At 71.9% G+C, this 25,360-nt stretch carries 19 protein-coding genes; 9 read left to right on the top strand and 10 right to left on the bottom strand.

Going from position 1 to position 25,360, the window contains the following annotated elements:
• Positions 1–106: 106 nt before the first annotated feature.
• The 3 genes from AB0B40_RS11555 to AB0B40_RS11545 form a co-directional block, all read right to left on the bottom strand.
• The gene (locus AB0B40_RS11555) at positions 107–2,239 is read right to left on the bottom strand and encodes a hypothetical protein (protein WP_345059854.1); all 2,133 of its coding nucleotides are present in this window, start codon (positions 2,237–2,239) and stop codon (positions 107–109) included.
• Positions 2,240–2,637: 398 nt separating this feature from the next.
• Positions 2,638–3,162 (bottom strand): hypothetical protein, encoded by a 525-nt coding sequence (locus AB0B40_RS11550; RefSeq protein ID WP_345059856.1) that lies wholly within the window; start codon positions 3,160–3,162, stop codon positions 2,638–2,640.
• A 413-nt stretch (positions 3,163–3,575) separates the two neighbouring features.
• Positions 3,576–5,192 (bottom strand): adenosine deaminase, encoded by a 1,617-nt coding sequence (locus AB0B40_RS11545; RefSeq protein WP_362263781.1) that lies wholly within the window; start codon positions 5,190–5,192, stop codon positions 3,576–3,578.
• A gap of 157 nt (positions 5,193–5,349) precedes the next feature.
• On the opposite strand from AB0B40_RS11545, the gene AB0B40_RS11540 reads away from it, so the two are divergent.
• From AB0B40_RS11540 to AB0B40_RS11530, 3 genes are all read left to right on the top strand, one after another.
• On the top strand, positions 5,350–5,913 hold the full coding sequence (locus AB0B40_RS11540) for a putative immunity protein (protein WP_362263780.1): 564 nt from the start codon (positions 5,350–5,352) through the stop codon (positions 5,911–5,913).
• A gap of 167 nt (positions 5,914–6,080) precedes the next feature.
• Positions 6,081–6,350, top strand: a complete 270-nt coding sequence (locus AB0B40_RS11535) for a DUF5133 domain-containing protein (RefSeq protein WP_345059862.1) — start codon at positions 6,081–6,083, stop codon at positions 6,348–6,350.
• 167 nt (positions 6,351–6,517) lie between these two features.
• Complete coding sequence (locus tag AB0B40_RS11530; RefSeq protein WP_362263779.1) at positions 6,518–7,435, top strand: SGNH/GDSL hydrolase family protein; 918 nt, start codon at positions 6,518–6,520, stop codon at positions 7,433–7,435.
• A gap of 45 nt (positions 7,436–7,480) precedes the next feature.
• Here the strand turns inward: AB0B40_RS11530 and pgm are convergent, their stop codons facing one another.
• The 3 genes from pgm to AB0B40_RS11515 all read right to left on the bottom strand — a co-directional run bounded on the left by pgm (position 7,481) and on the right by AB0B40_RS11515 (position 11,764).
• Positions 7,481–9,121 (bottom strand): phosphoglucomutase (alpha-D-glucose-1,6-bisphosphate-dependent), encoded by a 1,641-nt coding sequence (gene pgm, locus AB0B40_RS11525; RefSeq protein ID WP_362263778.1) that lies wholly within the window; start codon positions 9,119–9,121, stop codon positions 7,481–7,483.
• 112 nt (positions 9,122–9,233) lie between these two features.
• A complete protein-coding gene (locus AB0B40_RS11520) occupies positions 9,234–10,073 on the bottom strand; it encodes a chitosanase (protein WP_345059869.1) in 840 nt (279 codons plus the stop codon).
• A gap of 158 nt (positions 10,074–10,231) precedes the next feature.
• Entirely contained in the window at positions 10,232–11,764 is a 1,533-nt protein-coding gene (locus tag AB0B40_RS11515) for an MFS transporter (RefSeq protein ID WP_362263814.1), read from the bottom strand.
• Positions 11,765–11,973: 209 nt separating this feature from the next.
• On the opposite strand from AB0B40_RS11515, the gene mgrA reads away from it, so the two are divergent.
• The 4 genes from mgrA to sph all read left to right on the top strand — a co-directional run bounded on the left by mgrA (position 11,974) and on the right by sph (position 15,156).
• Positions 11,974–13,017: an L-glyceraldehyde 3-phosphate reductase gene (mgrA, locus tag AB0B40_RS11510; protein WP_362263777.1), complete on the top strand. Its 1,044-nt coding sequence runs from the start codon at positions 11,974–11,976 to the stop codon at positions 13,015–13,017.
• Positions 13,018–13,141: 124 nt separating this feature from the next.
• Positions 13,142–13,324 carry a hypothetical protein gene (locus tag AB0B40_RS11505; RefSeq protein ID WP_345059875.1) on the top strand — a complete coding sequence of 61 codons (183 nt, stop codon included), beginning with the start codon at positions 13,142–13,144 and terminating at the stop codon, positions 13,322–13,324.
• Positions 13,325–13,419: 95 nt separating this feature from the next.
• Positions 13,420–14,043 carry a DedA family protein gene (locus tag AB0B40_RS11500; RefSeq protein WP_345059878.1) on the top strand — a complete coding sequence of 208 codons (624 nt, stop codon included), beginning with the start codon at positions 13,420–13,422 and terminating at the stop codon, positions 14,041–14,043.
• A gap of 129 nt (positions 14,044–14,172) precedes the next feature.
• Positions 14,173–15,156 (top strand): sphingomyelin phosphodiesterase, encoded by a 984-nt coding sequence (gene sph / locus AB0B40_RS11495; RefSeq protein WP_362263776.1) that lies wholly within the window; start codon positions 14,173–14,175, stop codon positions 15,154–15,156.
• Here the strand turns inward: sph and AB0B40_RS11490 are convergent.
• Positions 15,153–16,904: an MFS transporter gene (locus AB0B40_RS11490; RefSeq protein ID WP_345060092.1), complete on the bottom strand. Its 1,752-nt coding sequence runs from the start codon at positions 16,902–16,904 to the stop codon at positions 15,153–15,155. The genes sph and AB0B40_RS11490 overlap by 4 nt on opposite strands.
• Positions 16,905–16,957: 53 nt before the next feature.
• Positions 16,958–17,380 (bottom strand): MarR family transcriptional regulator, encoded by a 423-nt coding sequence (locus AB0B40_RS11485; RefSeq protein WP_345059884.1) that lies wholly within the window; start codon positions 17,378–17,380, stop codon positions 16,958–16,960.
• A gap of 159 nt (positions 17,381–17,539) precedes the next feature.
• Between AB0B40_RS11485 and AB0B40_RS11480 the strand changes: the two genes are divergently transcribed.
• Together AB0B40_RS11480 and AB0B40_RS11475 are read left to right on the top strand one after the other, a co-directional pair.
• The gene (locus AB0B40_RS11480) at positions 17,540–17,713 is read left to right on the top strand and encodes a CsbD family protein (RefSeq protein ID WP_345059887.1); all 174 of its coding nucleotides are present in this window, start codon (positions 17,540–17,542) and stop codon (positions 17,711–17,713) included.
• A gap of 272 nt (positions 17,714–17,985) precedes the next feature.
• The gene (locus tag AB0B40_RS11475; RefSeq protein ID WP_345059890.1) at positions 17,986–18,435 is read left to right on the top strand and encodes an ATP-binding protein; all 450 of its coding nucleotides are present in this window, start codon (positions 17,986–17,988) and stop codon (positions 18,433–18,435) included.
• 18 nt (positions 18,436–18,453) lie between these two features.
• Here the strand turns inward: AB0B40_RS11475 and AB0B40_RS11470 are convergent, their stop codons facing one another.
• Both AB0B40_RS11470 and AB0B40_RS11465 read right to left on the bottom strand, forming a co-directional pair.
• Positions 18,454–20,820, bottom strand: coding sequence for a SpoIIE family protein phosphatase (locus tag AB0B40_RS11470; RefSeq protein ID WP_345060094.1), 2,367 nt, complete (start codon positions 20,818–20,820; stop codon positions 18,454–18,456).
• A gap of 157 nt (positions 20,821–20,977) precedes the next feature.
• Complete coding sequence (locus AB0B40_RS11465) at positions 20,978–25,237, bottom strand: HAMP domain-containing protein (protein WP_362263775.1); 4,260 nt, start codon at positions 25,235–25,237, stop codon at positions 20,978–20,980.
• Positions 25,238–25,360: the final 123 nt, after the last annotated feature.

The following is a 25,360-nucleotide window of genomic DNA, read 5'->3' as shown; positions in this document are numbered from 1 at the left end:
GTGCGGGTCCCGGCCGCCGCTGGACGGCAGGGACCCGGGCCCGTCCGGCCGCCCTCCGTCGACGACGGGCGGGAGACGCGGGCGGGCCCTGGGATCGGTGCGTCGTTCAGCTGTCCGGGGTGTACGGCACCTGCTCGGTCACGCCCGTCGGGACCTCGGTGTCCGGGGCCGGGGCGGCGGTGGCGGTGGCGGTGGCCGCGGGCACGGCCGGTGCCGCGGTCGCGGACGCCGGCAGGGTGAAGGTGAGCGCGGTGCCGGAGGAAGCGGTCCAGCCGGACAGCGCGCCGGCGTAGGCGGTGCCGAAGGCGTTGCCGACGTAGGTGCTGCCGCTGGGCAGGGTCGCCGGGACTGCGGTGCCGCCCGGGCTCTGCACGGTGACGGTGTCACCGATGCGGTAGGCGGTGATCCGGCCCGCCTGTACGGCGCTCTTCCAGGCGGCGCGGCGCTGGAGTTCGGTGCCGATGTCCTTCATCCGCAGGTTCACCACCGGGGTGTCGGCCGCGAACAGGGCGTCGTAGCCGTCCAGTACGCCGTTCAGGACGGGGTAGGCGATGCGGTCCTCGGCGAGGTTGGACTGGTGGATGAAGTGCGGCTTGGGGTCGTTGGACAGCACGTGTCCGAGGGCGATCCGGGTCTCCAGCGGCACGATGTAGTCGCTGTAGCCGGTGGCGGTGTTCAGCGGGGCCGGCAGGCAGGTGGTCGTGGCCGGGTTGTCCTCGCAGACGCCGCTGCCGCCCTGGGCGCGGCTGCTGTAGAGCCAGTTGTACTCGTCGACCTGCTCGGCGGTCCGGCCCGCGTTGTAGAAGACGTTCATCGGGTAGCGGGAGAGGGTGGTGGCCGGGCCGACCTGGCGCTGCTCGGGGTCGCGGGAGTTGTCGGAGGCGAGCCACTTGACGCCGTCGTCGGCGAGCGAGGGAGCCAGGTTGGGATTGTCCTGCGGCTGCTGCGGCAGGATCCTCAGCCCGGAGTGCTCACCGGTCACCAACTCCTCGGTCTGCAGCGGGAGTCCGACGGACTGGCCCCAGGCGCGGTTGGTGGCGATCTCGTAGTCGATCGTGGCGCGGCTGACCCACTTGGTGCTGCCGTCGGCGTTGGTCTGGCAGGTCCACGGCACGACGGTGACGTTCTGTTCGCAGCCGAGGAAGGCGTGCGAGTAGGTGTGGTTGACCCAGCGGAACTGGTCCCGGTCGGCGATCAGCTTGTCGGAGAGCGGGTCGGCGCCGTTGTCGTCCTCACGCTGGTCGACGCTGCCCGCGCCGTTGTAGACCAGGTCGAGGGTGAAGCCGTGGCTGTTCTGCCAGGCGGTGGCGTAGTCGACGTCCGCCGGGGTCATCCGGATCGGGTGAGGGGTGCCCGCGCCGCCCGCACAGTCGACGTCGCCGGGGGTGCAGTTGAGCTGGGTGTCCCAGCGGTCGTCGGCGGCGAACACGTCGTCCACGTGGACGGCGAAGTAGTTGCGGGAGGCGCCGAGGTGCACCCCGCCGGTCATCCACTCGACGATGCCGCGGGCCAGCAGCCGGAACTGCTGCTGGTACTGGTTGTAGACGAAGGTCACGACCAGTTCGCGCCGGCCGTCGTGCCGGTACTCGCCGACCAGGGAGCCCTGCCTGGTGGTGCCCGGGACGGTGGCCTGCACGTACGGGGTGAAGTCGGCGCCGGCGACGGGCGCGGACAGATAGGCGTAACTCTCGCCCACCGTCGGCGAGTTGTCCTCGAACGGCACCGCGCCGTCGAGGTACCCGAAGGGCCCGGACCGCCCTGCCGCCGTGACCTGGGCCCGGGTGCCGTCGACGCTGCCCGAGTAGCCGCCGGAGGTGGGGACCTGGAGGCCGACCTGGGGCCGGGCGTAGGTGTAGGCGTCGACCTGCGGGATCGCGTACGTCTTCTCGTAGGCGGTGAGGGCGGTCATCTCGCTCGAACCGGCCGCGAACGGGTTGTCGTTGGGCAGGACGACGGCCTGGAACCTGGCGCGCGGCCGGCCGTCGACGGTGTCGGCGAGGAAGCCCGGGTCGATGGCGGGCCGGTCGGAGCGTGTGAGGTCGACCTTCGTGTACGGCGTTCCGGCGGCGTCGAGTTCGGCGGCGATGGCGTCGGTGGCCGGACCACCGTCGCTCACCACCAGGACTCTGAGGTCGACGCGCGGTGCGGTGGTGTCGGCCTGTGCCGGGCCGGCCGGCAGGCCGAGCGCGCCGATGAGCGCGCCCACCGTCAGCGCGGTGGTGCGTATGGTCCGCTTCATGCGGTGAAGTCCCCTCCCCGGGCAGGGGTGAGCACGGCTCCCGTGGAGCGGACGCACCCCCTGGCGTGACGCCGGCGTCCCCCTCAGAAGCCGGTCGTCGACGCGTTCGTCGCGTCACATATGGTGAGGCCTCTGTGTAGCTTTCGTGGTCGAGTTACGAAACCTGACGGAAAAGCGCAGGTGTTCGGCGGCGGCGCGAGGCAACCCGGAAGGCCGTTTTCCCGTCGGCCCCCGCACCGGGGTGCGCGATGAAAGGCCGGGTCCCGCCGGGTCCGGGAGCCGTTCGACGCACCGGCGGACCGTGGCGGTCCGCCGGGCGACGAGTCGTGGTCCGTTCCGCGCTGGACATGTGTTCGGAAGCCTATTCCGGTCATCCGGGCCGCGGAACCGGGGGTCCGTCAGGCGCAGAGCACCCGGGTCTCGGGGGTGTAGACGGGGCCGCCGCTGGTGTTGGTGCTGTCGCTGAACTCGGCGTAGAAGTACGAGTAGAAGCCGATGTTGCCGTTACAGCCGGAGTCGGCGGCGACCTGGAGGGTCAGCGTGACCGTCCGGCTCTGGCCGGGCGGGACGGTGGCGCCGTAGTTGCCGCCGAGGTTGCTCGGGCCGGTGCCGGAACAGGGGGTGCTGCCGCTCGCCGTCGCCAGGCTGCAGCCGGTGAAGCTGTACTTCAGGTCCGGGCGCTGGGTGGTCAGCCAGGTCGGGTCGATGGTCTGGTAGACGAACCAGATGTCGTAGGTCTTGTTGTTGGTGATCGTCATCGACAGGTTCACGGCGCCGCCGGGGGTGGTGGTGGCGTGATCGGTGGTGAAGGTCAGCGCGGCCGGCGCGGGGTCGGCGCTCGCGCTCGGGGCCAGACCGAAGACGGCGAGGAGGAAGGCGAGGACGGCGGTGAGACCGAGGCGTCTCGGCAGAGAAGATCGCATGGCCCGGGAGGCTAGGCACGGGCCCGGCACGGCGTCTGCACCACCGCGTCGGGCGCGGTCCCGGAACGGCTGAAAGCGGTCACCCTGTGAAGAACCTGCGGGCATGTCGTGTCGGTCCGTCATACCTCGCATGTCCGCACGCCGGAGCCGGGGTGACGGAAGGGAACCACGGGTTCCGTCGGACCGGTGGGCAACCCCCTTCATTGGCTCGGACGAGACGGGCCCACGGCGCCGGAATGAAGGTGTCCGTTTGTGCCGTGGGATCACTCTCGGCCAAAGAGTGACTATCGGCCGGGAATCGGGGACTCCCCGTCGGCTTCGGGATGCCCGCGTGGTGCCGTCGTGATCCCCGCCGAGCCGGCGGCCGGCGCCGGGACGGACCGTGACCGGCCGTCCCGGCGTGGCGGGTGCCGTCAGCGGGGCGAGAGGGCGTGCGCTCGTTCGAAGGCGGCGAAAGCGGTCTCCTGACGCCATTCGAGACGGGCCCTGGCGCTCTCCACGAGCAGGTGCCGGCAGGTCGCGCCGCGCACGGGCAGGCCGGGGCGTTCGGCACGGCAGGCGGCGACCGGACGGTAGCCGGTGGCGGTGGGGTTGCCCTGCCACAGGCTCGCGCCGGGCAGGAAGCCGTACTCCAGGGACGCGCGGGCCAGGTCCTTCAACTCGGGGTAGCGCAGCCCGTAGGTGGCGGCGGCGTACCGGTACTCGTGACTGATGTCGATCCGGGACACCCCGGGGTCGTCGGTGGCGAGGACGACCGTGACGCCGTAGCGGCGATAGGTGGTGAAGGGGTGGTCGGCGCCCTTGACGCCCAGGATCTGGGCGTTGCTGGAGAAGGGCACCTCCACGGCCACCTCGCGGTCCGCCATGGTGCGGGCGGTGCGCTGCCAGTCGTCCTCGTGGACGAGGTCCACACCGTGTCCGACCCGCTCGGTGCGGGCGACACCCACGGCCTCCCGGATGTGGAAGGTCAGGTCCTCGGGCTTGACCAGACCGGGCCACAACTCGCCCGCGTGCAGGGTGACATGGGCCCTCGGGTACTGGGTGCGCAGGTAGCCGACCATGCGCATCTGCAGGCTGTAGTCGCGCAGGGACCTGTCCGCGTCCTCGGGCTGGACGAGGTTCACGGCGACGAACCGCGGGTCGGCCTCGGCCAGCCGCATGCCCAGGGCGAGCTGGGTGAAGACCCGCTCCGGCGCACTGCCCCGGGACGCCTGGGAGATCCAGCGGACGGTGAGGCCGCAGGCGGGCCGCGCCGACGGAGTGCCGCAGTGCTCGGTGGCACGGAACTCGGCGTCGCCGTCGTCGGCCTCCCCGCGGGCCTCGGCCACCAGCTTGTCCAGCTTGCCGCCGGCGACCAGCTTCCGGTGCAGGGCGGCGAGGTCGTCGTCCCAGCCGACCTGGGCGGCGAGCTTCTTCGCGCCGTCGGAGGCGGGGGTGACCATCGTCTCCAGGTAGAACTGGTTGTTGCGGACGACGGTGTCGGCGACCTCGGCGAGCAGCTTGCCCCGGTGCCGCCAGGTGACCTCGCCGAACTTGCCGAAGGTGTCGAAGAAGTGGTCGTGTCCGCTCTCGTCGGGCGGGAAGTCCTCCATGGACCAGGCGCGGATCAGCGCGGCGCGGAAGGCGCGGTCGGTGCGCGCGTCGGCGGCGGGGCGGGTGCCGGCACCGCAGGGCGGGGCGACGGCGGTCAGCGTCGCGGTGTCGATGCACAGGCCGTCCTCGGCGGCCAGCTCGATCAGGTACTCCGTGGACACCGCGCCGGAGAGGTGGTTGTGCAGGTCTCCGCCCTTGGGCAGCTGCCGGAAGAAGTCGCGCAGGGCGGCGGGCCGGTCGCGCAGCGCACGGAGGTAGCCGTCCGTGCGCGCCTCCGCCGCCGTGATCTGCCGGGGCGGCGGCGCGGCGGGCCGGTCGTCCCGGTGCGCCGGCTGGGCGGCGGCGGGCAGGGCGGACAGCAGGGACAGGACACTGAGGGTGCCCAGCGCGGCCGGAACGACACGGCGGCTCAGGTCACTTCGACGTTGCAGACTCACAGGGGCATGATCACGGAAAGGTCACGACGACATGCGCCGATCGGACGGATACCGCCCGGAGAGCACCCGTGCGGGTGACACATCGGCACACCACCGCCGGGCCGCCCGGCCCTGGCGGTGGGTGTGAGCGCTCAGTGCAGTGGTCGAAGATGGATGTATGACGGGTGAGGCGAGCGAGATCGTTCTGAGTAGACAAGACCTGCGTGAGGTCACCGCGTTCGCCGCGGCGTGCGCGGAAGGGGCGCTCGGAATTTTCGAGGCCGATCAGCCGGACGACTCCCGGCCTCGGGACGCCGTCGGTGCGGCGTGGGAGTTCGCCCGAGGCGGCGAGCGCGGGAAGTCCCTGCGTGACACGGCGTCGGCGGCCCTCAAGGCGGCCAAGGACGCGGGCACTCCGGCTGCGCGCGAGGCGGCGTGGGCGGCGATGTCCGCGGCGGGCGCCGCCTATCTGCATCCGCTGGCCAAGGCCACGCAGGTCAAGCACATCCTCGGAGCCGCCGCCTACGCGGCCAGAGCGGCCGAACTCGTCGCCGGCGACGACCGGAGCGTCGGTCCCGCACACCTTCGACCGGCGGTGCGTCGCGTGACTCCGGTCGTCGTCGACGTGCTCAGACGTTTCCCGGCGCCGCCCGCCGGCGGCGGACGGGTCGGTGAGCTGATCCGGATGCTGGACGCCGACCTTCGTTCACTCACCTGCGCGAGTGCCGAGGAACGCGGCTGACGACCGGGGAGGGCGAAGCTCTTCCTGCCGGAGGCGCGGGTGAGGGGGGCGGACCCCGCGTAGGGCTCGGCGCCGCAACCCGTACCGCGGCGGGGCATGCCCGGCGTCGACGCGGGTATTCGGGCTCCGATTTCGGACGGCGCAGCGCACCAGGGAGGCGGAACGCAATGCTCATGGCACACCCCGCGGTACTGAAGGACCTCATCGCCCAGTACGAGGCCCTCACCCTGCTCGGAGCCGAGGAGAGCACTCCCCAGGCCCGGCAGCGGCTCGCGGACGTCTCCTACACCCTGTGCGTGGCCACCGGCACCCGGGACATCGACATGGCCCTGATCGCCGCCCGCCACCGTCTGTCCGGGGCCCGGCCGGAGGACGACTCCCTGCTCCAGACCTCCGCCTCCGCCTCCGCCTCCGCCGAGCAGGTGGCCACGGTCTGAACCGTCGTTCGCCCCGGCGGGGTTGCCCGCCCCCTCCCCCTGAACTCGTTGCTCCCCGCTTCTGGTCGGCGAGACCTGCCGGACGGTATACAGGCCCGGTCGAACGCGCGAGGGCCGCCGCCCCAGGGCCGCCACCGCGCGATGGAGCGGGCTCAGGGGGAGGATCCATGACGCACCGGAGACGTCCGGCGGACCGGGTGGGAGGACGGCGGCGGGCCGCCGTGCTGGGGGCCGCGCTGAGCGCCTGCGCCCTGGCCGTGTCCGGCACCGCGCCGGCCGTGGCACACCCCGCCGGGCACGGCCGCGAAGTCGCCTATGCCGCGCTCGGCGACTCCTACACCTCGGGTCCCGGCATACCGACGCAGGTCGACGCCGCGTGCGGGCGCTCGGACCACAACTACCCCTCGCTCGTGGCCGCCCAGCGCGGGACGGCCTCGCTCACGGACGTGAGCTGTGGCGGGGCCACGACCGCCGAGATGTGGCGGGCACAGGGCGCCCATCCGCCGCAGCTCGACGCCCTGAACCGGCACACGGACCTGGTCACCCTGCAGATCGGCGGCAACGACGTCGGTTTCGGCACCATCATCGGCACCTGCGCCCGGCTCGCCGCGCAGGACCCGGAGGGCAACCCCTGCCAGCGCTCCTATCAGGCCTCCGGACACGACCAGCTGATCCTGGACATCGCGCGGACCGCGCCGAAGGTCGACCGGGTGCTGCGGGCGGTACGCGCCCGGGCACCGCACGCCCGGGTACTCGTCGTCGGTTACCCGGACCTGCTGCCCGACGACGGCAGCGGCTGCTTCCCGCAGGTGCCGTTCGCCCGGCGGGACTTCCCCTACCTGCGGGACACGGAGAAGCGGCTGAACCTGATGCTACGGCTGGTCGCCGCCGTGAACCGGGCCGAGTACGTGGACACGTACGGCCCCACGGCCGGCCACGACATGTGCCAGGCACCCGCGGACCGCTGGATCGAGCCGCTCCAGCCGGCCTCCCCCGCGGCCCCGGCGCACCCCAACGCCACGGGAGAGGCGGCCATGGCGCAGGCAGTGCGGGCCCGGCTGGAGCGGGGGCACGGGCGCGGCTGAGCCGGCGGGCGGCCCCCGTCTCCGGGAGGCCGCCCCGCGGGCCCGTCAGGAACCGAGCGCGCCCGAGACCACCGCCTGGGCCTCCTCCTGCACCCGGGCCAGGTGGTCAGGGCCGAGGAAGGACTCGGCGTAGACCTTGTAGACGTCCTCGGTGCCCGAAGGCCGGGCGGCGAACCAGGCGTTGTCGGTGGTGACCTTGATGCCGCCGATCGGGGCGCCGTTGCCGGGGGCCTCGGTCAGGACGGCCGTGACCGCCTCCCCGGCCAGCGTGTCCGCGGTGACCTGGGCCGGCGACAGCTTGCCCAGCAGCGCCTTCTGCTCTCGGGTGGCGGGAGCGTCGATGCGGGCGTACGCGGGGGCGCCGAAGCGGGCGGTGAGGCCGGCGTAGTGCTCCGAGGGGGTCCTGTCGGTGACGGCCGTGATCTCGGAGGCGAGGAGGGCGAGGATGATGCCGTCCTTGTCGGTGGTCCACACCGAGCCGTCACGGCGCAGGAAGGACGCGCCGGCCGACTCCTCACCGCCGAACCCGAGGTCGCCGCCGGCCAGTCCGTCCACGAACCACTTGAACCCGACCGGCACCTCGACCAGCCGCCGGCCGAGGTCGGCGGCGACCCGGTCGATCATGGAGGAGGAGACGAGGGTCTTGCCGATGCCGGCGTCGGCGGGCCACTGCTCGCGGTGCCGGTACAGGTAGGAGATGGCGACCGCGAGGTAGTGGTTGGGGTTCATGAGGCCCGCGTCCGGGGTGACGATGCCGTGCCGGTCGGCGTCGGCGTCGTTGCCCGTGGCGATGCGGAAGCGGTCGCGCTGCTCGATGAGGGAGGCCATCGCGTACGGCGAGGAGCAGTCCATGCGGATCTGGCCGTCCCAGTCCAGCGTCATGAACCGCCAGGTGGGGTCGGTGTGCGGGTTGACCACCGTCAGGTCGATGCCGTGCTGCTCGGCGATGCGGCCCCAGTAGGCGACGGAGGCGCCGCCGAGCGGGTCGGCGCCGATGCGCACACCGGAGCCGCGGACGGCGTCCAGGTCCAGCACGCTCGGCAGGTCGGCGACGTACGTGCCGAGGAAGTCGTACCGCTGGGTGGTGTCCGCGGCGAGCGCGCGGGCGTACGGCAGCCGGCGTACGTCCTTCAGACCGCCGGTGATGATCTGGTTGGCGCGGTCCTGGATCCAGGAGGTCGCGTCGGAGGCCGCCGGTCCGCCGCTCGGCGGGTTGTACTTGAAGCCGCCGTCGGCGGGCGGGTTGTGCGACGGGGTGACGACCACCCCGTCGGCGAGGCCGGAGGTGCGGCCCCGGTTGTACGTCAGGATCGCGTGCGAGACGGCCGGGGTCGGCGTGTAGCCGTCCGCGGCGTCGATGAGCACGGTCACCTCGTTGGCGGCGAAGACCTCCAGCGCGGTGGCCTTCGCCGGTTCGGACAGGGCGTGGGTGTCGGCACCCAGGAAGAGCGGGCCGTCCGTGCCCTGGGCGGCGCGGTACTCGCAGATGGCCTGGCTGGTGGCGGCGATGTGGTCCTCGTTGAAGGCGCTCGCCAGGGACGAACCGCGGTGCCCCGAGGTGCCGAACGCCACCCGCTGCCCCGGGTCGGCCGGGTCGGGGTGGAGCGTGTAGTACGCCGTGACCAGCCGGGGCACGTCGACAAGGTCCTGGGGACCGGCCGGCCGGCCGGCTCGCTCGTGCGGCATGAGTCCATTCCTCCGCATCGGTGGGTTCGTTCGCTCACCGCCCATCTTTCCTCGTCAGGGGCGTGCCGTGCGAGTGCGCCCCACCGGCCGGGACGCACCGCGCGGCGGCGGTTCAGCCGAGGTGGTAGCTGTCGCCGTACACCTTCCAGTCGAGCGGCGTGTTCAGGTCGAGGTTGCCCTTGCGCAGGAAGACCCGCTGCTCGGTGTCGACCCTGCTGGTGTCGCTGTGCGCCTCCTCCTGCTTCATGGCCCATACCCGGGCGTCCAGGAAGGCGTTGAGGTAGGTGGTCTCGTCGCCGCCCTGGGCCGGCGGCTTGGCGCTGCGCAGGGCGCGCTTGCGTATGTTGCGGAAGCTGGTCGGGTCGTCACCGTCGCCGTGCATGACGATGGCGTCGTAGTAGGTGAACTGTCCGAGGGCGCGCAGTCCGTCGGCCTTGCCCTGGGCGACCGCCGGGTTGAAGTACACCCGGTCCCGCTCGTCGTTCTGGGCCTGCTGGAAGGCGGTGTCCTGGGCGGCCGTGCGCCAGTCCTTCGGGAAGTCCGGGTCCAGGCCGGAGTGCGAGTCGGTGCCGTTGACCTTCCGCAGGGCGGGCAGGTACTTGGCGAGGACGTTGCCGGGCCTGCGGTCGGTGTACAGCTGGACGAGGTCGAGCATGTCGCCGGTGCCGGAGCAGAAGCCGATGATGCCGGCGGTGTAGCCGCGGCCGTCGCCGATGTCCTCGATGTACTTGTACTGGGCCTTCCAGTCGAGCGAGGAGTTCTCCGCGCTCGACACCAGCTTCATGGCGATCTCCTTCTTCGCCGGGTCGTCCAGGCCCGGGGCGGCGGCCCGGGCGGCGGTGGCGGGCGCCACGCCGAGCAGGACGCCGGAGGCGGCTGCGCCCAGCGCGGCCACGACCGCCCGGCGGGAGAGAGGGGCGGGGGACGCTGTCGCGCGGTCTGCGAACACCACAGGGGCTCCAAGTGGGAGTGGGGGGTGGCGGGATGGTCCGTACCGATACTGGTAGGAAAGTTTCCTATCAAACGCGGTGGACGCCCGTAACCCGGCAGACCAGAAGTTCGTAGGATCGGACAACTCCCCCGGGACCCGAGCCCCTTCCGCCCGGCGGCTCAGCCGTGCCGGGTCTCGTCCCGCTCCTTCGCGAAGGCGTACAGCTCCTTCGAGGTGGAGATGAGCTCGCGCCGCTCCTCGCCAGAACCGACCATCGGCTGCGAGCCCTTCAGCGGCACCTGGGCGCTCTCCGGCAGGAACTTCACGGTGAGCAGTCCGATGACGCCGGCCAGCATCAGGTAGTAGGCGGGCATGAGGTCGTCACCGGTGACGTCGACCAGCGCGGCCGTGACCAGCGGCGTGGTGCCGCCGAACGCCGCGACGGCGATGTTGAAGCCGATGCCCATGGCCGCGTAGCGGACGGCGGTCGGGAAGAGGGCGGGCAGGGTGGCGGCACTGGGCGCGGCGAAGCAGGCCAGCAGGGTGGACAGGAGCAGCACCCCGAGGATCGGCGGCCAGGTGCCGTGCGCCTTGATCAGCAGGAACGACGGTACGGCGAGCACGACCATCGCCGCGGCTCCGACGGCGTAGAGCGGCCGGCGGCCCACCCGGTCGCTGAGCCGCCCCAGGAAGGTGATCAGCACCACGATCCACACCATGCCGACGAGCACCAGGAGGTCGGCGGAACCGCTGGAGCGGTTCAGGGTCTGGGTCTGGTAGGTCGGCAGATAGCCGGTGACCATGTAGTTGGTGACGTTGTAGAGCAGGACCAGACCCATGCAGACCAGCAGGGGTCGCCAGTGGTTGCGGACGATGTCCTTGAACTCGCCGCCCGCCGACTCCTGCGCCAGGGACTTCTCGTGTTCGTCCAGTTGCTGCTGGAAGGCCGGGGACTCCTCCAGTTTCAGCCGCATGTAGAGGCCGATCACGCCGAGCGGTCCGGCGATCAGGAACGGGATGCGCCAGCCCCAGGAGAGCATCTGGTCGTCCGTCAGGGCCAGGTTCAACGCGGTGACCAGGGCCGAGCCGAGGGCGTAGCCGACGAAGGTGCCGAAGTCGAGCCAGCTGGAGAGGAAGCCGCGCCGACGGTCCGGCGAGTACTCGGCGACGAAGGTGGTGGCGCCGCCGTACTCCCCGCCGGTGGAGAAGCCCTGGACCATGCGGGCCAGCAGGAGCAGCACGGGCGCGGCGATGCCGATGGTGGCGTAACCGGGGATGACACCGATGGCGAAGGTGCCCGCCGCCATCATGATCATGGTGGTGGCGAGCACCTTCTGCCGGCCGATCCGGTCGCCGAGCGGGCCGAAGACCAGCCCGCCGAGCGGACGGACGACGAAGGCGGCGGCGAACGTCGCGAACGAGGAGATGACCTGGGCGGCCGGGGAGGCGCCGGGGAAGAACACCTTGCCGATGGTGGCGGCGAGGTAGCTGTAGACGCCGAAGTCGAACCACTCCATGCAGTTGCCGAGCGCGGAGGCGCCGACGGCACGCCTGAGCAGCGGGGGCTCGACGACCTGGACGTCGTCCGCGCCGAAGGCCCCGCGGTTGCGGCGGAGCCTGCGGGTCAGCTCCTCCCGGACCTGGCGCGGCAGCCGCGCCACGGCCCCGGGTACCCGCGGCCTGCTCCGCGTCTGCCGTTCCTGACCGGACATCGCGCTCCCGCCGGACGTCGTACCGCTCACGAGCGCCTCCTTCCTCTCGCCTCGTGATCACCGCCTGCCCGTGTCTTTCGATTCAGAAACGGAACCGCTCAATCCCATCCAGGACGGCGGTTGGACTTGCGGGGCGGCACGGAGCAGGGTGGACGGACCCGTACGCACACGCACGGGCACCCCTACGGCACCACCCCGGAGAAGACCCGATGACGTACGTCGCGGACCCCGCTCGCTACGACGGCACCATGCGCTACCGGCGCACCGGCCGTTCCGGACTGGACCTGCCCCTCCTGTCCCTGGGCTACTGGCACAACTTCGGCGACGACCGCCCGTTCGAGACCCAGCGCGAGATCGCACTGCGCGCCTTCGACCTCGGGATCACCCATCACGACCTGGCCAACAACTACGGCCCGCCGTACGGCGCGGCCGAGCTGAACTTCGGGCGGCTCCTGAAGCAGGACCTCGCGCCCTACCGGGACGAGCTGGTGATCTCGACCAAGGCCGGCTGGGACATGTGGCCCGGCCCCTACGGGCAGGGCGGCGGCTCCCGCAAGTACCTGCTGGCCTCACTGGACCAGTCGCTCAGCCGGACGGGCCTGGACTACGTGGACATCTTCTACTCCCACCGGCTGGACGCGAGCACGCCGCTGGAGGAGACCATGGGCGCGCTCGACACCGCCGTCCGCCAGGGCAAGGCCCTGTACGTGGGCATCTCGTCCTACGATGCCGAGCGCACCCGGCAGGCCGCCGCCATCCTGCGCGACCTCGGCACCCCGCTGCTGATCCACCAGCCGTCGTACAGCATGCTCAACCGCTGGATCGAGACCGACGGCCTGCTGGACGCCGCCCGGGACGAGGGCTTCGGGGTCATCGGCTTCACCGCGCTCGCCCAGGGGCTGCTCACGGGCCGCTACCTGGAGGGCGTCCCGCAGGACTCGCGGGCGGCCCGCGGCACCTCGCTGGACACGTCCTGGCTGACGGACGGGATGCGGAGCCGGCTGCGCGCCCTGAACGACGTCGCGGCCCGGCGCGGGCAGAGCCTGGCCCAGCTGGCGCTGGCCTGGGCTCTGCGGGACGAGCGGGTGACGTCCCTCGTCATCGGCGCCTCCCGGGTCGAGCAGCTGGAGCAGAACGTCGCCGCGCTGGAGAACCTCGACTTCACCGACGAGGAGCTGGCCGAGATCGACAAGTACGCGACCGACGGCGGCGTGGACCTGTGGCGGGACGCCCGGCTGGGAAACCTCGACTGACCCTCCCGGATGTGACGCAGGTCACAGACATAAGGCAAAAGTAGGACATAATGGAAGCCATTCGGACAGCGTTGTCACCCCTTCTCTCGCGACACCCCCGCGAATCCAAGGAGCCGCTCACCGTATGGCGTACGGAGCCCACCGCAGCCCCCTGCTGCCTCCCCACCCCGACCTGACCCTCGCCCGCGACTGCGAGCAGTGCCTCGGCTGGGGCACCGTCGTCACGCGCGACGGGGAGCACGAGCTGTGCCACGCGTGCCAGCCCGACCCCGCCGACGACGAGGGCGGGGCCGGCTCCCGCCCATAGCGCTCTCGCCCCGCACCACCCGCGCAGGACCAGGCTCCCGTCGCCCGGTCCTGGCCCGGGGCCGCCGCCCGGCGGCACCGACGTACGGTGGAGGCATGTCGTCGCCTCCCCTCCCGGGACCGCTGGCCCATCTGGAGCCCCTGCTCGGCCACTACGGCTACTGGGCCGTCGGGACCGTCGTCTTCGTGGAGGACTTCGGGGTCCCCGCGCCCGGCGAGACGATGCTGCTGGCGGCGGGTGTCTACGCGGGCGCGGGACGGCTGGACATCGCCGCCGTGGCGGTCATCGCGTTCGCCGCGGCCGTCGCCGGGGACAACCTCGGCTATCTGATCGGCCGGTCCGGCGGCCGGGCGTTCGTCCACCGGTGGGGACGGTACGTCTTCCTGACGCCGAAGCGGCTGGAAGCCGCCGAGGCGTTCTTCGCCCGGCACGGCGGCAAGATCGTGACGGTGGCCCGGTTCGTGGAAGGCCTGCGCCAGGCCAACGGCATCATCGCGGGCACGACCGGCATGCGCTGGCGCCGGTTCCTCGCCTTCAACGCCCTCGGCGCGGCCCTGTGGGTCGGCCTGTGGACCACCCTGGCCTATCTGGCGGGCAGTCACATCACCGCCGTGTACGACGAGATCAGGCGTTACCAGCTGTACGTCGTCGCCGCCTTCGCCCTCGTCGTCGCGGGGTTCGCCGTACGGCACCTGGTACGGCGGCGCCGTCGGCGCTGACCCCTGCGGCCCCGGCTCCCTGTTCCTCCGCTGGGCGCCATCTGATGCGCTCCTGGGTGTTACCTGTGAGTAATCCCAAGTGGTTTGATGTGCGGCGCCACTCAGCCCCTACCTCGACAGGGAGATCCAGTGACGCCCTTCGGACCACGTCGCGCCCTCGCCGCCGCGGCCCTCGCCCTCGCCCTGCCCACGGCGGCGCTCGCCGGCCCCGCACCGGCCGCCGCGGCCGAACCGGCACCGGGCCTGCGGGTCCTGACGTACAACGTGTTCCTCATGAGCCGGAACCTGTACCCGAACTGGGGACAGGACCACCGCGCCGCGGAGATACCCAAGGCGTCCTTCTTCCAGGACAACGACGTGGTGGTCCTGGAGGAGGCGTTCGACAACTCCTCCTCGGACGCGCTGAAGCGCGCGGCGGCGGACCGGTACCCGTACCAGACCCCGGTGGTGGGGCGCGGCCGTGACGGCTGGGACGCGACCGGCGGGGCGTACTCCGCCAGCACGCCCGAGGACGGCGGCGTCACCGTGCTGAGCAAGTGGCCGGTGCTGCGCAAGGAGCAGTACGTCTACAAGGACGCGTGCGGCTCCGACCGGTGGTCCAACAAGGGCTTCGCCTATGTGGTGCTGAATGTCAACGGCACCAAGGTGCATGTCATCGGCACCCACACGCAGTCCACGGACTCCGGGTGCGGCGCGGGCGAGGCCGTCCAGGACCGCAGCCGGCAGTTCAAGGCGATCGACACCTTCCTCGACGCGAAGAACATCCCCGCGAACGAGGAGGTCCTGGTCGCGGGCGACCTCAACGTCGACTCGCGCGGCGGCGAGTTCACCTCGATGCTCGCCGACGCGGACCTGACCGGCGCCGACGCGCGCACCGGGCACCCGTACTCGTTCGACACCCAGGAGAACTCCATCGCCCGCTACCGCTACCCGGACGACCCGCGCGAGGATCTGGACCACGTCCTCGCCCGCGCGGGTCACGCCCGTCCGGCGCGCTGGACCAACGAGGTCATCCAGCAGCCTTCGGCCCCCTGGACCGTGAGCAGCTGGGGCACGTCGTACACGTACACGGACCTCTCCGACCACTATCCGCTGCGGGCGTACGCCGGCTAGCGCGAGGCCCGCGTGGGCCGGCCCTCCGCCGACGGGGCCGGCCCGCGCGGCGGGGCGCCGTCGTCGGCGCGCTCGTGGCCGCCCCGCAGCGCCGAGGCGAGCGCGGACACCAGGGCCATCCCGGCGGCGACGCCGAAGACGATGCTCAGGCCGTGGTGGAAGGGACCGGAGACCAGTTCCGGGAAGAAGCTGTGTCCGGTCAGGGTGGCGCGCTGGGCCTCGGTCACATGGCCGAGGGCGTCGCCGCCGAGCAGATGGCCGATGGGGTTGTCGCCCAGGAACGTCGCGAACAGGGTGCTGACGGGCGGCAGCGTGGCCACTTCCTGAGCGGTCTGGGCGGGCACCCCGTGCGCCTGGAGTCCGTTGCCGAGCGTCGACGGCAGGGAGGAGGCCAGCCCGGAGACCATCAGGGAGAAGAAGACACCGATCGACAGGGCCGTACCGGAGTTCTGGAAGGTGGAGCGCATCCCGGAGGCGACGCCCCGGTACCGGGCGGGCACGCTGCCCATGATGGACGAGGTGTTGGGCGCGGAGAACATGCCCTGGCCCACTCCGCTGAGCAGCAGCAGCCCGGCGAAGGCGGTGTAGTCGAAGTCCACCGGCAGCGCGAGGAGTCCGACGAAGGACGCGGCGACGAGGACCAGTCCGGCGGTGGAGAACAGGCGGGCGCCGAACCGGTCGGACAGATAGCCCGAGACGGGGCCGGCGATCAGGAAGCCCACGGTGAGCGGCAGCATGAAGATGCCGGCCCACAGGGGGGTGTCCTCGAAGTCGTAGCCGTGCAGGGGCAGCCAGATGCCCTGCAGCCAGATGATGAGCATGAACTGCAGCCCGCCCCGGGCTATGGCGGTGAGCAGGGCGGCCAGGTTGCCGGCGGCGAACGCCCGCACCTTGAACAGTGACAGGCGGAACATCGGCTCGGCGACCCGGGTCTCGACGACGCAGAACACCAGCAGCAGAAGGACGCCGCCGAACAGCCCGCCGAGCACCCAGGGGCTGGTCCATCCGGTGGGGTGGCCGCCGTAGGGCTGGATGCCGTAGGTGATGCCCGCCAGCAGGATGCCGGCGCCGGAGGCGAAAGTGAGGTTGCCGAGCCAGTCGACCCGGCCGCGGGCGCCGGCCGAGGTCTCCCTGAGGCTCAGGTACGACCAGATGGTGCCGGTGACGCTGATGGGGACGCTCACCCAGAACACCGCCCGCCAGTCGACGGCCGCGAGCAGGCCGCCGGCGAGCAGACCGAGGAACTGCCCGGCGAGCGCGGTGATCTGGTTGATGCCGAGGGCCGTGCCGCGCTGGCGGGCCGGGAAGGCGTCGGTGAGGATCGCGGCGGAGTTCGCGGTCAGCATGGAGCCGCCGAAGGCCTGCACGATGCGCCACAGGATCAGCCAGAGGGCGCCCGCGCCGGCCCGGAACGGATCCAGGGACAGCGCGACGGAGGCGACCGCGAAGACGAGGAAGCCCAGGTTGTAGATCCGGACCCGGCCGAACATGTCGCCGAGCCGGCCGAGGACGACCACCAGCACGGCCGAGACCAGCAGATAGCCGAGGATCATCCACAGCAGGTAGCCGATGTTGCCGGGCGCGAGCGGGTCCAGGCCGATGCCGCGGAAGATGGCGGGCAGCGAGATGATCACGATGGAGGCGTCCATCGTGGCGATGAGCACGCCGAGCGTGGTGTTGGACAGGGCGACCCACTTGTAGCCGGGGCCCGGGGGCGTGTCGGCGAGGCGGGCCGAGCGGGCGAGCAGCCGGGCCCGGACGCCTTCGGCGGCGGGGGTGCGGGGTGCGGGGGCCTGGCCGGTCACAGGTGTTCCGCCAATCGGTCGAGCAGGGGCAGGACCTCGTGCAGGGCCTGCCGTTCCCGCGGGGTGAACCCGTCCAGTGCCTGGGCGAGACGGCTGACGGACTCGGATCGGCGCTGTTCCAGCACGGCCCGGCCCTCCTCGGTGATGCTGACGACGGCCCGGCGCCCGTCGGTCGCGTCCGGGCTGCGGCTCACCAGCCCGCGGTGGGTGAGTCCGGCGAGCGTACTGGCCATCGCCTGGGGCCGCACCCGCTCCAGATCGGCGAGCGCGCCGGGTGAGTCCGGGCCGGTGCGGGCCAGCCGGGCGAGTACCGAGACACCGGACAGGGACAGGTCCCCGACGGTGTGTGCCTGGCGCAGTCGGCGCACGATCCGGCCCATGGCCAGCCGCAGCGCACCCGCGAGTGCAGTGTTGTCCACGTTTGCTAACAGTAGGTTTATCAGTCTGGACTGTTCAACCAAGACTGGGTAATGCCGGCCTCCGGCACACGGCGTTTGCGGATTTCGGGTTTGGACGGTGGGAGAGCGGCAATCCGGAGGGGGACCAGAGACCGCGTCGATGTTGGGATGTGACACGCGATGGCTGGCAGTCAGAAGGCCAAGGGCAAGGCGGAGCAGGCCAAGGGCAAGGCGAAGGAGGCCGTGGGCCGCGCCGTCGGAAACGAGCGCATGGAGGCCGAGGGCCGTATGGAGGGCGCTGAGGGAGATGCCCGCCAGGCCAAGGAGAAGGCGAAGGACGTCTTCAAGCACTGAGGTTTGTGCCGGCACTGAGGTTTGTGCCGGTTCGGCCACGTGACGGGTCCGGAAATCCAGCGGAAGCGGATTTCCGGACCCGTTGTGCTGTACCCGCGTCCGTTCCGCCGCGCCGCCCCCGAGCAGGCGTTCGGCAGGCGTTCGTGCGCAACCGGAGGATTCCTCCCGGACCGCCCTTTGACCGGCGGCCCAGCGGGTAGCCGAGCAGGGACGGCACGACCCCCCTGTGCACAGGAAGGGCCCCTGACCCCAGAGGAAAAGGGCAACGACGTATGGACATCCCGCTCAGGACCCACGCGACCACCCAGGCCCGCCCGGCGCTCCTGCGCTACAGCCGCACCTGGGACGCCGGCGTATCCGGCATCGCCGAGGCGAGAGACGCCGTCGCGGCCCTGCTCGCCCAGGCACGGCCGGCACCCGGGCGGCGCCCGGTGCAGGACGCCCAGCTCGTCGTCAGCGAACTCGTCACCAACGCGGCCAAGCACGCACCCGGTCCCTGCGCGCTGGCTCTGGAACTGCTGCCCGGCGCGACCGCGCTGCGCATCACCGTCACGGACACCTCCCGGCAGCCGCCGCGCCGGCGCCGTCCCGACCCCCGGCGGATCGGAGGACACGGCCTGCACCTCGTGGCCATGCTGTCCCACGGTCTCGAGGTCACCTGGCTCGCCCGGGGCAAAGAGGTCACGGCGACCGTTCCCCTCCTGCCCGCGGCAGCGGGCTGAGCCTCCGGGCGGTGCCGGTCAGGCCACCCTGATCCCGATGATGCAGGTGTCGTCGTCGGTGTCCGACCTGCTGTAGGTGAGCAGCCGGTCCAGTTGCTGGTCCAGGGTGCTGGGCGCCGCCCGCGCGGTGTCCAGCAGGTGGGACAGCGACTCCTCCACCGAGCGGTCCCGGCGCTCGATCAGGCCGTCGGTGTACATCAGCAGGGTGTCCCCCGCGGCCAGCTGGACTTCCGTCTCCTCGTAGCGCGCCTCCGGCACGGCGCCCAGCAGCAGCCCCCTGACCGGGGGCAGCGCCTCGGCGTCCGCCTCCCGCACCAGCACCGGCGGCAGATGGCCGGCCCGCGCCCAGCGCAGGATCCGCCGCTCGCCGTCGTACAGGCCGCAGACGGCGGTCGCGGTGACGGCGCCCGTCAGATGGTGGGCGACGATGTTCAGCCAGGACAGCAGCTGCCCCGGGCCGGCCCCGGTCACCGCGAGCCCGCGCAGCGCGTTGCGCAGGACGACCATGCTGGTGGCAGCCTCGATGCCGTGCCCGGCGACGTCGCCGACGCAGACCAGGATCAGTCCGGAGGGCAGCACGACGGCGTCGTACCAGTCGCCGCCCACCAGGTGTTCGGTCTCGGCGGGCCGGTAGCGCACCGCCACCTGGAGACCGGGCACCCGCAGCGGGGCCTGGGCCGGGGGCATGATGGCGTGCTGGAGCTGGAGGGCCAGCCGGTTGCGCTCCATGGCCTGCTGCTCGGTGTGGGCGAGCTGGTCGCGGGTGGCGGCGAGGGCGACCTCGGTCCAGTGCTGGGCGGAGATGTCCTGGTAGGCGCCGCGGACGCCGAAGAGCTGCCCGTCGGTGTCGAGCACGGGTTCGGCGACCACCCGCATGTGCCGGGTCACCCCGTCCGGACGCAGCAGCCGGAACGCGGCGGAGGCCGACCTGCGGTGGTGCATCACGGTGCGCAGGAAGCGGCCGAGGGTGACGGCGTCGTCGGGGTGGGTGTGGGCCGGCAGGTCCTGCAGGGCGACCGGGGGGCTGCTGACCGGGCGGCCGTACAGGCTGAACAACTGGCCGTTCCAGGTGATCTCGCCGGTGAGCAGGTTCTCCTCGAACCCGCCGATCCGGCCGAGCCGCTGGGCGTGCTGGAGCAGGCTGGCGAGGCGGGCCGTCTCGTCCTCGATGCGCCAGATGAGCAGCACCGCGGCGCCGTGCCGGCTGATGCTGATGTCGGCGACGGCGGACAGCGGCACCTGGTCGACCAGGGCGGTCAGCCGCATCCGCTGGGCGCGGAAGGGCTCGCCGGTGGCGTGGACCCGCTCCACGCGCTGGAACAGCTCGCTGACCCCGGCGGCCATCGGGTAGGCCTCCAGCAGCAGGGCGCCGCCCACGACCGCGCGCGGGCGGCCCGCCGGGTCGAGGAACCGGCTGTTGACGTGCTGGATGCGGAAGTCGACCAGCTGACCGGAGTCGTCCAGGTGCGGCACCAGCACCAGGGCCGGGTCGTGCAGCCCGTCGGCCAGGTCCATCAGTTCGACCACGTCGGGCAGCACGGACTCGGCCTCCGTGCCGTGCGGCGGCGCGTGCGTCTCCAGGGTGTGCGCGCACAGCTCGGCCAGGGCCTCCACCTGCCGGACGACCGGGCGTGGCAACGGGCCCTCCGGTTTGGGCCAGGCGATCTCCAGAACGCCGTGGATCCGGCCCCCGGTCCCGGACGGTACGGCGATCCGCGCGCCCTCGGCGTACTCGCGCCGGCCGATCGTCGGCAGCCCGGACTCGGCGAGCGAGGGCAGCCACTCGCCGTCGGGTTCGGTCAGCCCGCGCCGCGCCACCGTGGCCACGTCGGGCGGCACATAGCGCCACCGGGCCGCTTCGCCCGGCGGGAACCCCGCACTGCCCGCGAGGCTCAGCGAGCCGTCCGGGCCGGCCGACCAGATGGCCACGGCGGCCGCGCCCAGCGGGCGCAGGGCGTGGGCGAGCAGCGAGTCGGCCATCGCCTGGGTGTCGGGCGCGGCCAGCACACCGCTCTCGGCGGCACGCAGCCGTACGGCGGCGGAGTCCTCGGCGGGCTCGGCCGGGTCCGCGGCGACGGACAGGAACGCCTCGGTGACCTCCGAGACGCGGTCCCGGGCCGCCTGGTTGATGACGTCCACCGCGAACTCCAGCGGGGTCACCTGCGCCTGCTCGGTGAGTTCGGCGAGCTGCCGGGCGGCCTGGGCGGGGCCGCAGCCGAGGCGTTCGACCAGGATGCCCTTGGCCAGCTCGATCAGCGCCCGGCCCTCCGCCTCCGCCTGTGCCGCCCGTACCTCCCGGCGCAGCCGTTCCACGGTGGCGGCGAGCCTGCCCACCGGGGTGGTGGCGGGCACGTCGGGCAGCACGGCGTCGATGGTGGCGGGCACGTCGGACAGCGCGGCGTCGACGGACGGGAGCAGGTCGGGCGCGCCGGCCGGCGCGTCGGGTCCGTCGGGCGGCTCGTGGGGTCCGGCGGGCGGTTCGTGGGGGTTCACCGGATCCGTACTCCTCGGCCTGCGGACGGGCGGCGGCACTGTGCCGTGCTCATGCCGGGAGCCAGCGCCGGACACAGGCGATGAGGTCATGGGTGTCCACCGGTTTCGTGACGTAGTCGCTGGCTCCGGAGGCCAGACTCTTCTCCCGGTCCCCCTGCATGGCCTTGGCGGTCACCGCGATGACCGGCAGTTCGGCGTACTGCGGCATCCCGCGGATCTCGGCCGTGGCCGTGTAGCCGTCCATCTCGGGCATCATCACGTCCATCAGGACGAGTTCGACGTCCGGGTTGTTCACCAGCGTCTCGATGCCCTTGCGGCCGTTCTCCGCGTGCAGGACGCGGAAGCCGTGCAGTTCGAGGATGCCGCTGAGCGCGAACAGGTTACGGGCGTCGTCGTCGACGACGAGGACGGTACGGCCGCGGGTGTGCTCGTCGATCAGGTGGGGCGCGGTGCGCGGGAGTTCCTCGCCGCGGACCAGGGTGAGCACCTCACCGGGCTCCTCGGCCGACAGGTGCAGGGCGATCCGCTCGCGCAGTTCGTCCAGGCTGAACAGGTACTCCGGTGAACCGCCCGCGGTGTCCTCGGTGAGCGGTTCGGTGCGCTGCGAACCGTGCACCAGCACCGGGACGCTGCTCAGGGCCGAGTCGCCGCGCAGGGCCTCCAGGAAGCGGGCCGACTCGCCGTCCGGCATACCGAGTTCCACGACGACGCAGTGGCAGGGTTCGGCGGCGAGGGCGCCGGCCGCCTCCTGGGCGCCGACGGCGGTGATGATGTCCACGGGAGTGCCGCCGTCGGCGTGGGAGTGCTCCAGATCCCGGACCACGCTCTCGGCGACCAGGGTCAGCAGCCCGCGCGGGCGCTCCTCCACGACGAGCAGGCGGCGCGGGCGCGCCCGCTTGGCGGTGGCCTGCGGCAGCTCCTGGGGCAGGCCGTGCCCCAGCGTGCCGTCCGTCCGCTCCCGCTCGGCCTTCAGGGCGGGGCGTCCGCCGCGCACGTGCTCCTCGAAGTCCGGCCGGGCCACGGGCAGGTAGAGGGTGAAGGTGCTGCCCTTGCCGGGAGTGCTGTCCACGGTGACGGCACCACCGAGCAGGTGCGCGATCTCCCGGGTGATGGACAGGCCGAGCCCGGTGCCGCCGTACTTGCGGCTCGTGGTGCCGTCCGCCTGCTGGAACGCGCCGAAGATGGTCTCCAGCTGCTGCTCGGGGATGCCGATCCCGGTGTCCTTCACCCGGAAGGCGACGATCGCGCCGCCCCGCACGACACCGCGGGGCACGTCGTCGTCGGCGGCGGGTTCGACACTCAGTTCGACGCTGCCCTGCTCGGTGAACTTCACCGCGTTGGACAGCAGGTTGCGCAGGATCTGCCGGAGCCGGGAGTCGTCGGTGAGCAGGTCTGCGGGGGCACCGGGCGCCGTGGCGACGGTGAACTCCAGGCTCTTCTGCGAGGTCATCGGCCGGAAGGTGGCCTCGACGTACTCGATCAGCTGCCGCAGCGGGACCCGTTCCGGCGTGACGTCCATCTTGCCGGCCTCGACCTTGGACAGGTCCAGGATGTCGTTGATGAGCTGGAGCAGGTCGGAGCCGGCCGAGTGGATGATGCCCGCGTACTCGACCTGCTTGGGGGTGAGGTTGCGGGAGGGGTTCTGGGCCAGCAGCTGGGCGAGGATGAGCAGGCTGTTGAGCGGGGTGCGCAGCTCGTGGCTCATGTTGGCGAGGAACTCGGACTTGTACTTCGAGGCGAGCGACAGCTGCTGGGCACGCGCCTCCAGTTCCTGCCGGGCCTGCTCGATCTGCAGGTTCTTCGCCTCGATGTCCCGGTTCTGGTCGGCCAGCAGGGACGCCTTCTCCTCGAGCTCGGCGTTGGAGCTCTGCAGTTCCTCCTGTCGCGCCTGCAACTCCGCCGAGCGGGACTGCAGTTCGCTGGTCAGGCGCTGCGACTCCTCGAGCAGCTCGTCGGTGCGGGCGTTGGCGACGATCGTGTTGACGTTGACGCCGATGGTGTCCACCAGCTGCTGCAGGAAGTCCCGCTGGACGAGCGTGAACGGGGTGACGGCGGCCAGCTCGATGACGCCGAGGACCTGGTCCTCGAAGACGATGGGCAGCAGCAACAGCTCGGTCGGCTCGATCCGCCCGAGCCCGGAGGAGATGGTGACGTAGCCGGGCGGCAGCTGGTCGACGGCGATGGTACGGCGGCTGCGCGCGGCCTGGCCGACCAGCGAGCGACCGAACGCGATACGGACGGGCCGGCTGTCCTCCTCGGGCCGGCCGTAGGAGCCGACGAGCCGCAGCTCGGGCCCGGAGGCGCCGTCCTCGGCGAGGTAGAAGGCGCCGTACTGGGCGGACACCTGCGGCACCAGCTCGTCCATGATGAGTTCGGCGACGACGGGCAGGTCGCGGTGGCCCTGCATCAGGCCGGAGATCCGGGCGAGGTTGGTCTTGAGCCAGTCCTGCTCCTGGTTGGCCTGCGTGGTCTCGCGCAGGGACTCCACCATGGAGTTGATGTTGTCCTTGAGGTCGGCGACCTCGCCGGAGGCGTCGACGGTGATGGAGCGGGTCAGATCGCCCTCGGCGACGGCGCTGGCGACGTCGGCGATGGCGCGGACCTGCCGGGTGAGGTTGCCGGCGAGTTCGTTGACGTTCTCGGTGAGCCGCTTCCAGGTGCCGGAGACGCCCTCGACCTCGGCCTGTCCGCCGAGCCGGCCCTCGGTGCCCACCTCGCGGGCCACGCGGGTGACCTCGTCGGCGAAGGCGGAGAGCTGGTCGACCATCGTGTTGATGGTCGTCTTCAGTTCGAGGATCTCCCCGCGGGCGTCGACGTCGATCTTCTTGGACAGGTCGCCCTTGGCCACGGCCGTCGTCACCAGGGCGATGTTGCGCACCTGCCCGGTGAGGTTGTTGGCCATCGAGTTGACGTTGTCGGTGAGGTCCTTCCACGTGCCGGCCACGTTGGGCACGTGCGCCTGGCCACCGAGCCGGCCCTCCGTGCCCACCTCACGGGCCACGCGGGTCACCTCGTCCGCGAACGCCGACAGGGTGTCGACCATGGTGTTGATCACATCGGCGAGCGCGGCGACCTCGCCCTTGGCCTCGACGGTGATCTTCTGGGAGAGGTCGCCCTTGGCCACGGCGGTGGCGACCTGCGCGATGGAGCGGACCTGACCGGTGAGGTTGGAGGCCATCACGTTGACGTTGTCGGTGAGGTCCTTCCAGGTGCCGGCGACCCCGCGGACCTGTGCCTGTCCGCCGAGCCGGCCCTCGGTACCCACCTCGCGGGCCACCCGGGTCACCTCGTCCGCGAACGCGGACAGCTGGTCCACCATCGTGTTGATGGTGTTCTTCAGCTCCAGGATCTCGCCCCGCGCGTCCACCGTGATCTTCTGCGACAGGTCACCCTGCGCCACCGCGGTGGCCACCTGGGCGACGTTGCGCACCTGCGCCGTCAGGTTCCCGGCCATGAAGTTGACCGAGTCCGTCAGGTCCCGCCAGGTCCCCTTGACGCCCTTGACGTCCGCCTGTCCGCCGAGCCGGCCCTCGGTGCCCACCTCGCGGGCCACCCGGGTCACCTCGTCCGCGAACGCCGACAGCTGTCCGACCATCGTGTTGATGGTGCTCTTCAGCTCCAGGATCTCGCCCCGCGCGTCCACCGTGATCTTCTGCGACAGATCACCCTGCGCCACCGCGGTCGTCACCTGGGCGACGTTGCGCACCTGCGCCGTCAGGTTCCCGGCCATGAAGTTGACCGAGTCCGTCAGGTCCCGCCAGACACCGGCGACGCCGGGCACCTGCGCCTGGCCCCCGAGGCGGCCCTCGGTGCCCACCTCGCGCGCCACCCGGGTCACCTCGTCCGCGAACGCGGAGAGCTGATCCACCATCGTGTTGACGGTTTCCTTCAGCTGGAGGATCTCGCCGCGGGCGGGCACGTCGATCTTCTGGGACAGGTCGCCCTTGGCCACGGCGGTGGCGACCTGCGCGATGTCGCGGACCTGGGTGGTGAGGTTGCCCGCCATCGCGTTGACCGAGTCGGTCAGGTCGGCCCAGGTGCCGGAGACGCCGGGCACCTGCGCCTGACCGCCGAGGGTGCCCTCCGTGCCCACCTCGCGGGCCACGCGGGTGACCTCCGACGTGAACACGGACAACTGGTCGACCATGCCGTTGAAGACCGTGGCGATGTCGCCCATGAGCCCGGTGGAGTCGTCCGGCAGCCGGGTGCCGAAGTCTCCGTCGCGCACCGCGGTCAGGCCCGCGAGCAGTCTTCTCAGTTCGTGGTCACCCGGAACGGCCTCGATCGTCCCGGTCGCCTTGCCGGCCATGCGCACCCTCGATCCACTCCCCAGGAGCCCCCGCCGCGAGGACTCGGAACCGCGGCCGGGAGCAGACTGCGCCCGACCGTTGGTGTGTGCATTTCCGCAGTTCACGGATTTGCATGATGAGAA

Source organism: Streptomyces sp. NPDC042638 (assembly GCF_040647235.1).
Classification (GTDB): Bacteria; Actinomycetota; Actinomycetes; order Streptomycetales; family Streptomycetaceae; genus Streptomyces; species Streptomyces rameus.
This window is presented reverse-complemented; position numbering and strand designations above follow the sequence as displayed.

Excerpts from the sequence above, each read along its gene's own strand:
- AB0B40_RS11475 (WP_345059890.1), top strand. The coding sequence starts at position 17,986 with ATGGACATCCCGCTCAGGACCCACGCGACCACCCAGGCCCGCCCGGCG.
- AB0B40_RS11500 (WP_345059878.1), top strand. The coding sequence starts at position 13,420 with ATGTCGTCGCCTCCCCTCCCGGGACCGCTGGCCCATCTGGAGCCCCTG.
- AB0B40_RS11515 (WP_362263814.1), bottom strand. The coding sequence starts at position 11,764 with ATGTCCGGTCAGGAACGGCAGACGCGGAGCAGGCCGCGGGTACCCGGG.
- AB0B40_RS11535 (WP_345059862.1), top strand. The coding sequence starts at position 6,081 with ATGCTCATGGCACACCCCGCGGTACTGAAGGACCTCATCGCCCAGTAC.
- mgrA (WP_362263777.1), top strand. The coding sequence starts at position 11,974 with ATGACGTACGTCGCGGACCCCGCTCGCTACGACGGCACCATGCGCTAC.
- AB0B40_RS11540 (WP_362263780.1), top strand. The coding sequence starts at position 5,350 with ATGACGGGTGAGGCGAGCGAGATCGTTCTGAGTAGACAAGACCTGCGT.
- AB0B40_RS11550 (WP_345059856.1), bottom strand. The coding sequence starts at position 3,162 with ATGCGATCTTCTCTGCCGAGACGCCTCGGTCTCACCGCCGTCCTCGCC.
- AB0B40_RS11505 (WP_345059875.1), top strand. The coding sequence starts at position 13,142 with ATGGCGTACGGAGCCCACCGCAGCCCCCTGCTGCCTCCCCACCCCGAC.
- AB0B40_RS11465 (WP_362263775.1), bottom strand. The coding sequence starts at position 25,237 with ATGGCCGGCAAGGCGACCGGGACGATCGAGGCCGTTCCGGGTGACCAC.
- pgm (WP_362263778.1), bottom strand. The coding sequence starts at position 9,121 with ATGCCGCACGAGCGAGCCGGCCGGCCGGCCGGTCCCCAGGACCTTGTC.
- AB0B40_RS11530 (WP_362263779.1), top strand. The coding sequence starts at position 6,518 with ATGACGCACCGGAGACGTCCGGCGGACCGGGTGGGAGGACGGCGGCGG.
- AB0B40_RS11555 (WP_345059854.1), bottom strand. The coding sequence starts at position 2,239 with ATGAAGCGGACCATACGCACCACCGCGCTGACGGTGGGCGCGCTCATC.
- AB0B40_RS11480 (WP_345059887.1), top strand. The coding sequence starts at position 17,540 with ATGGCTGGCAGTCAGAAGGCCAAGGGCAAGGCGGAGCAGGCCAAGGGC.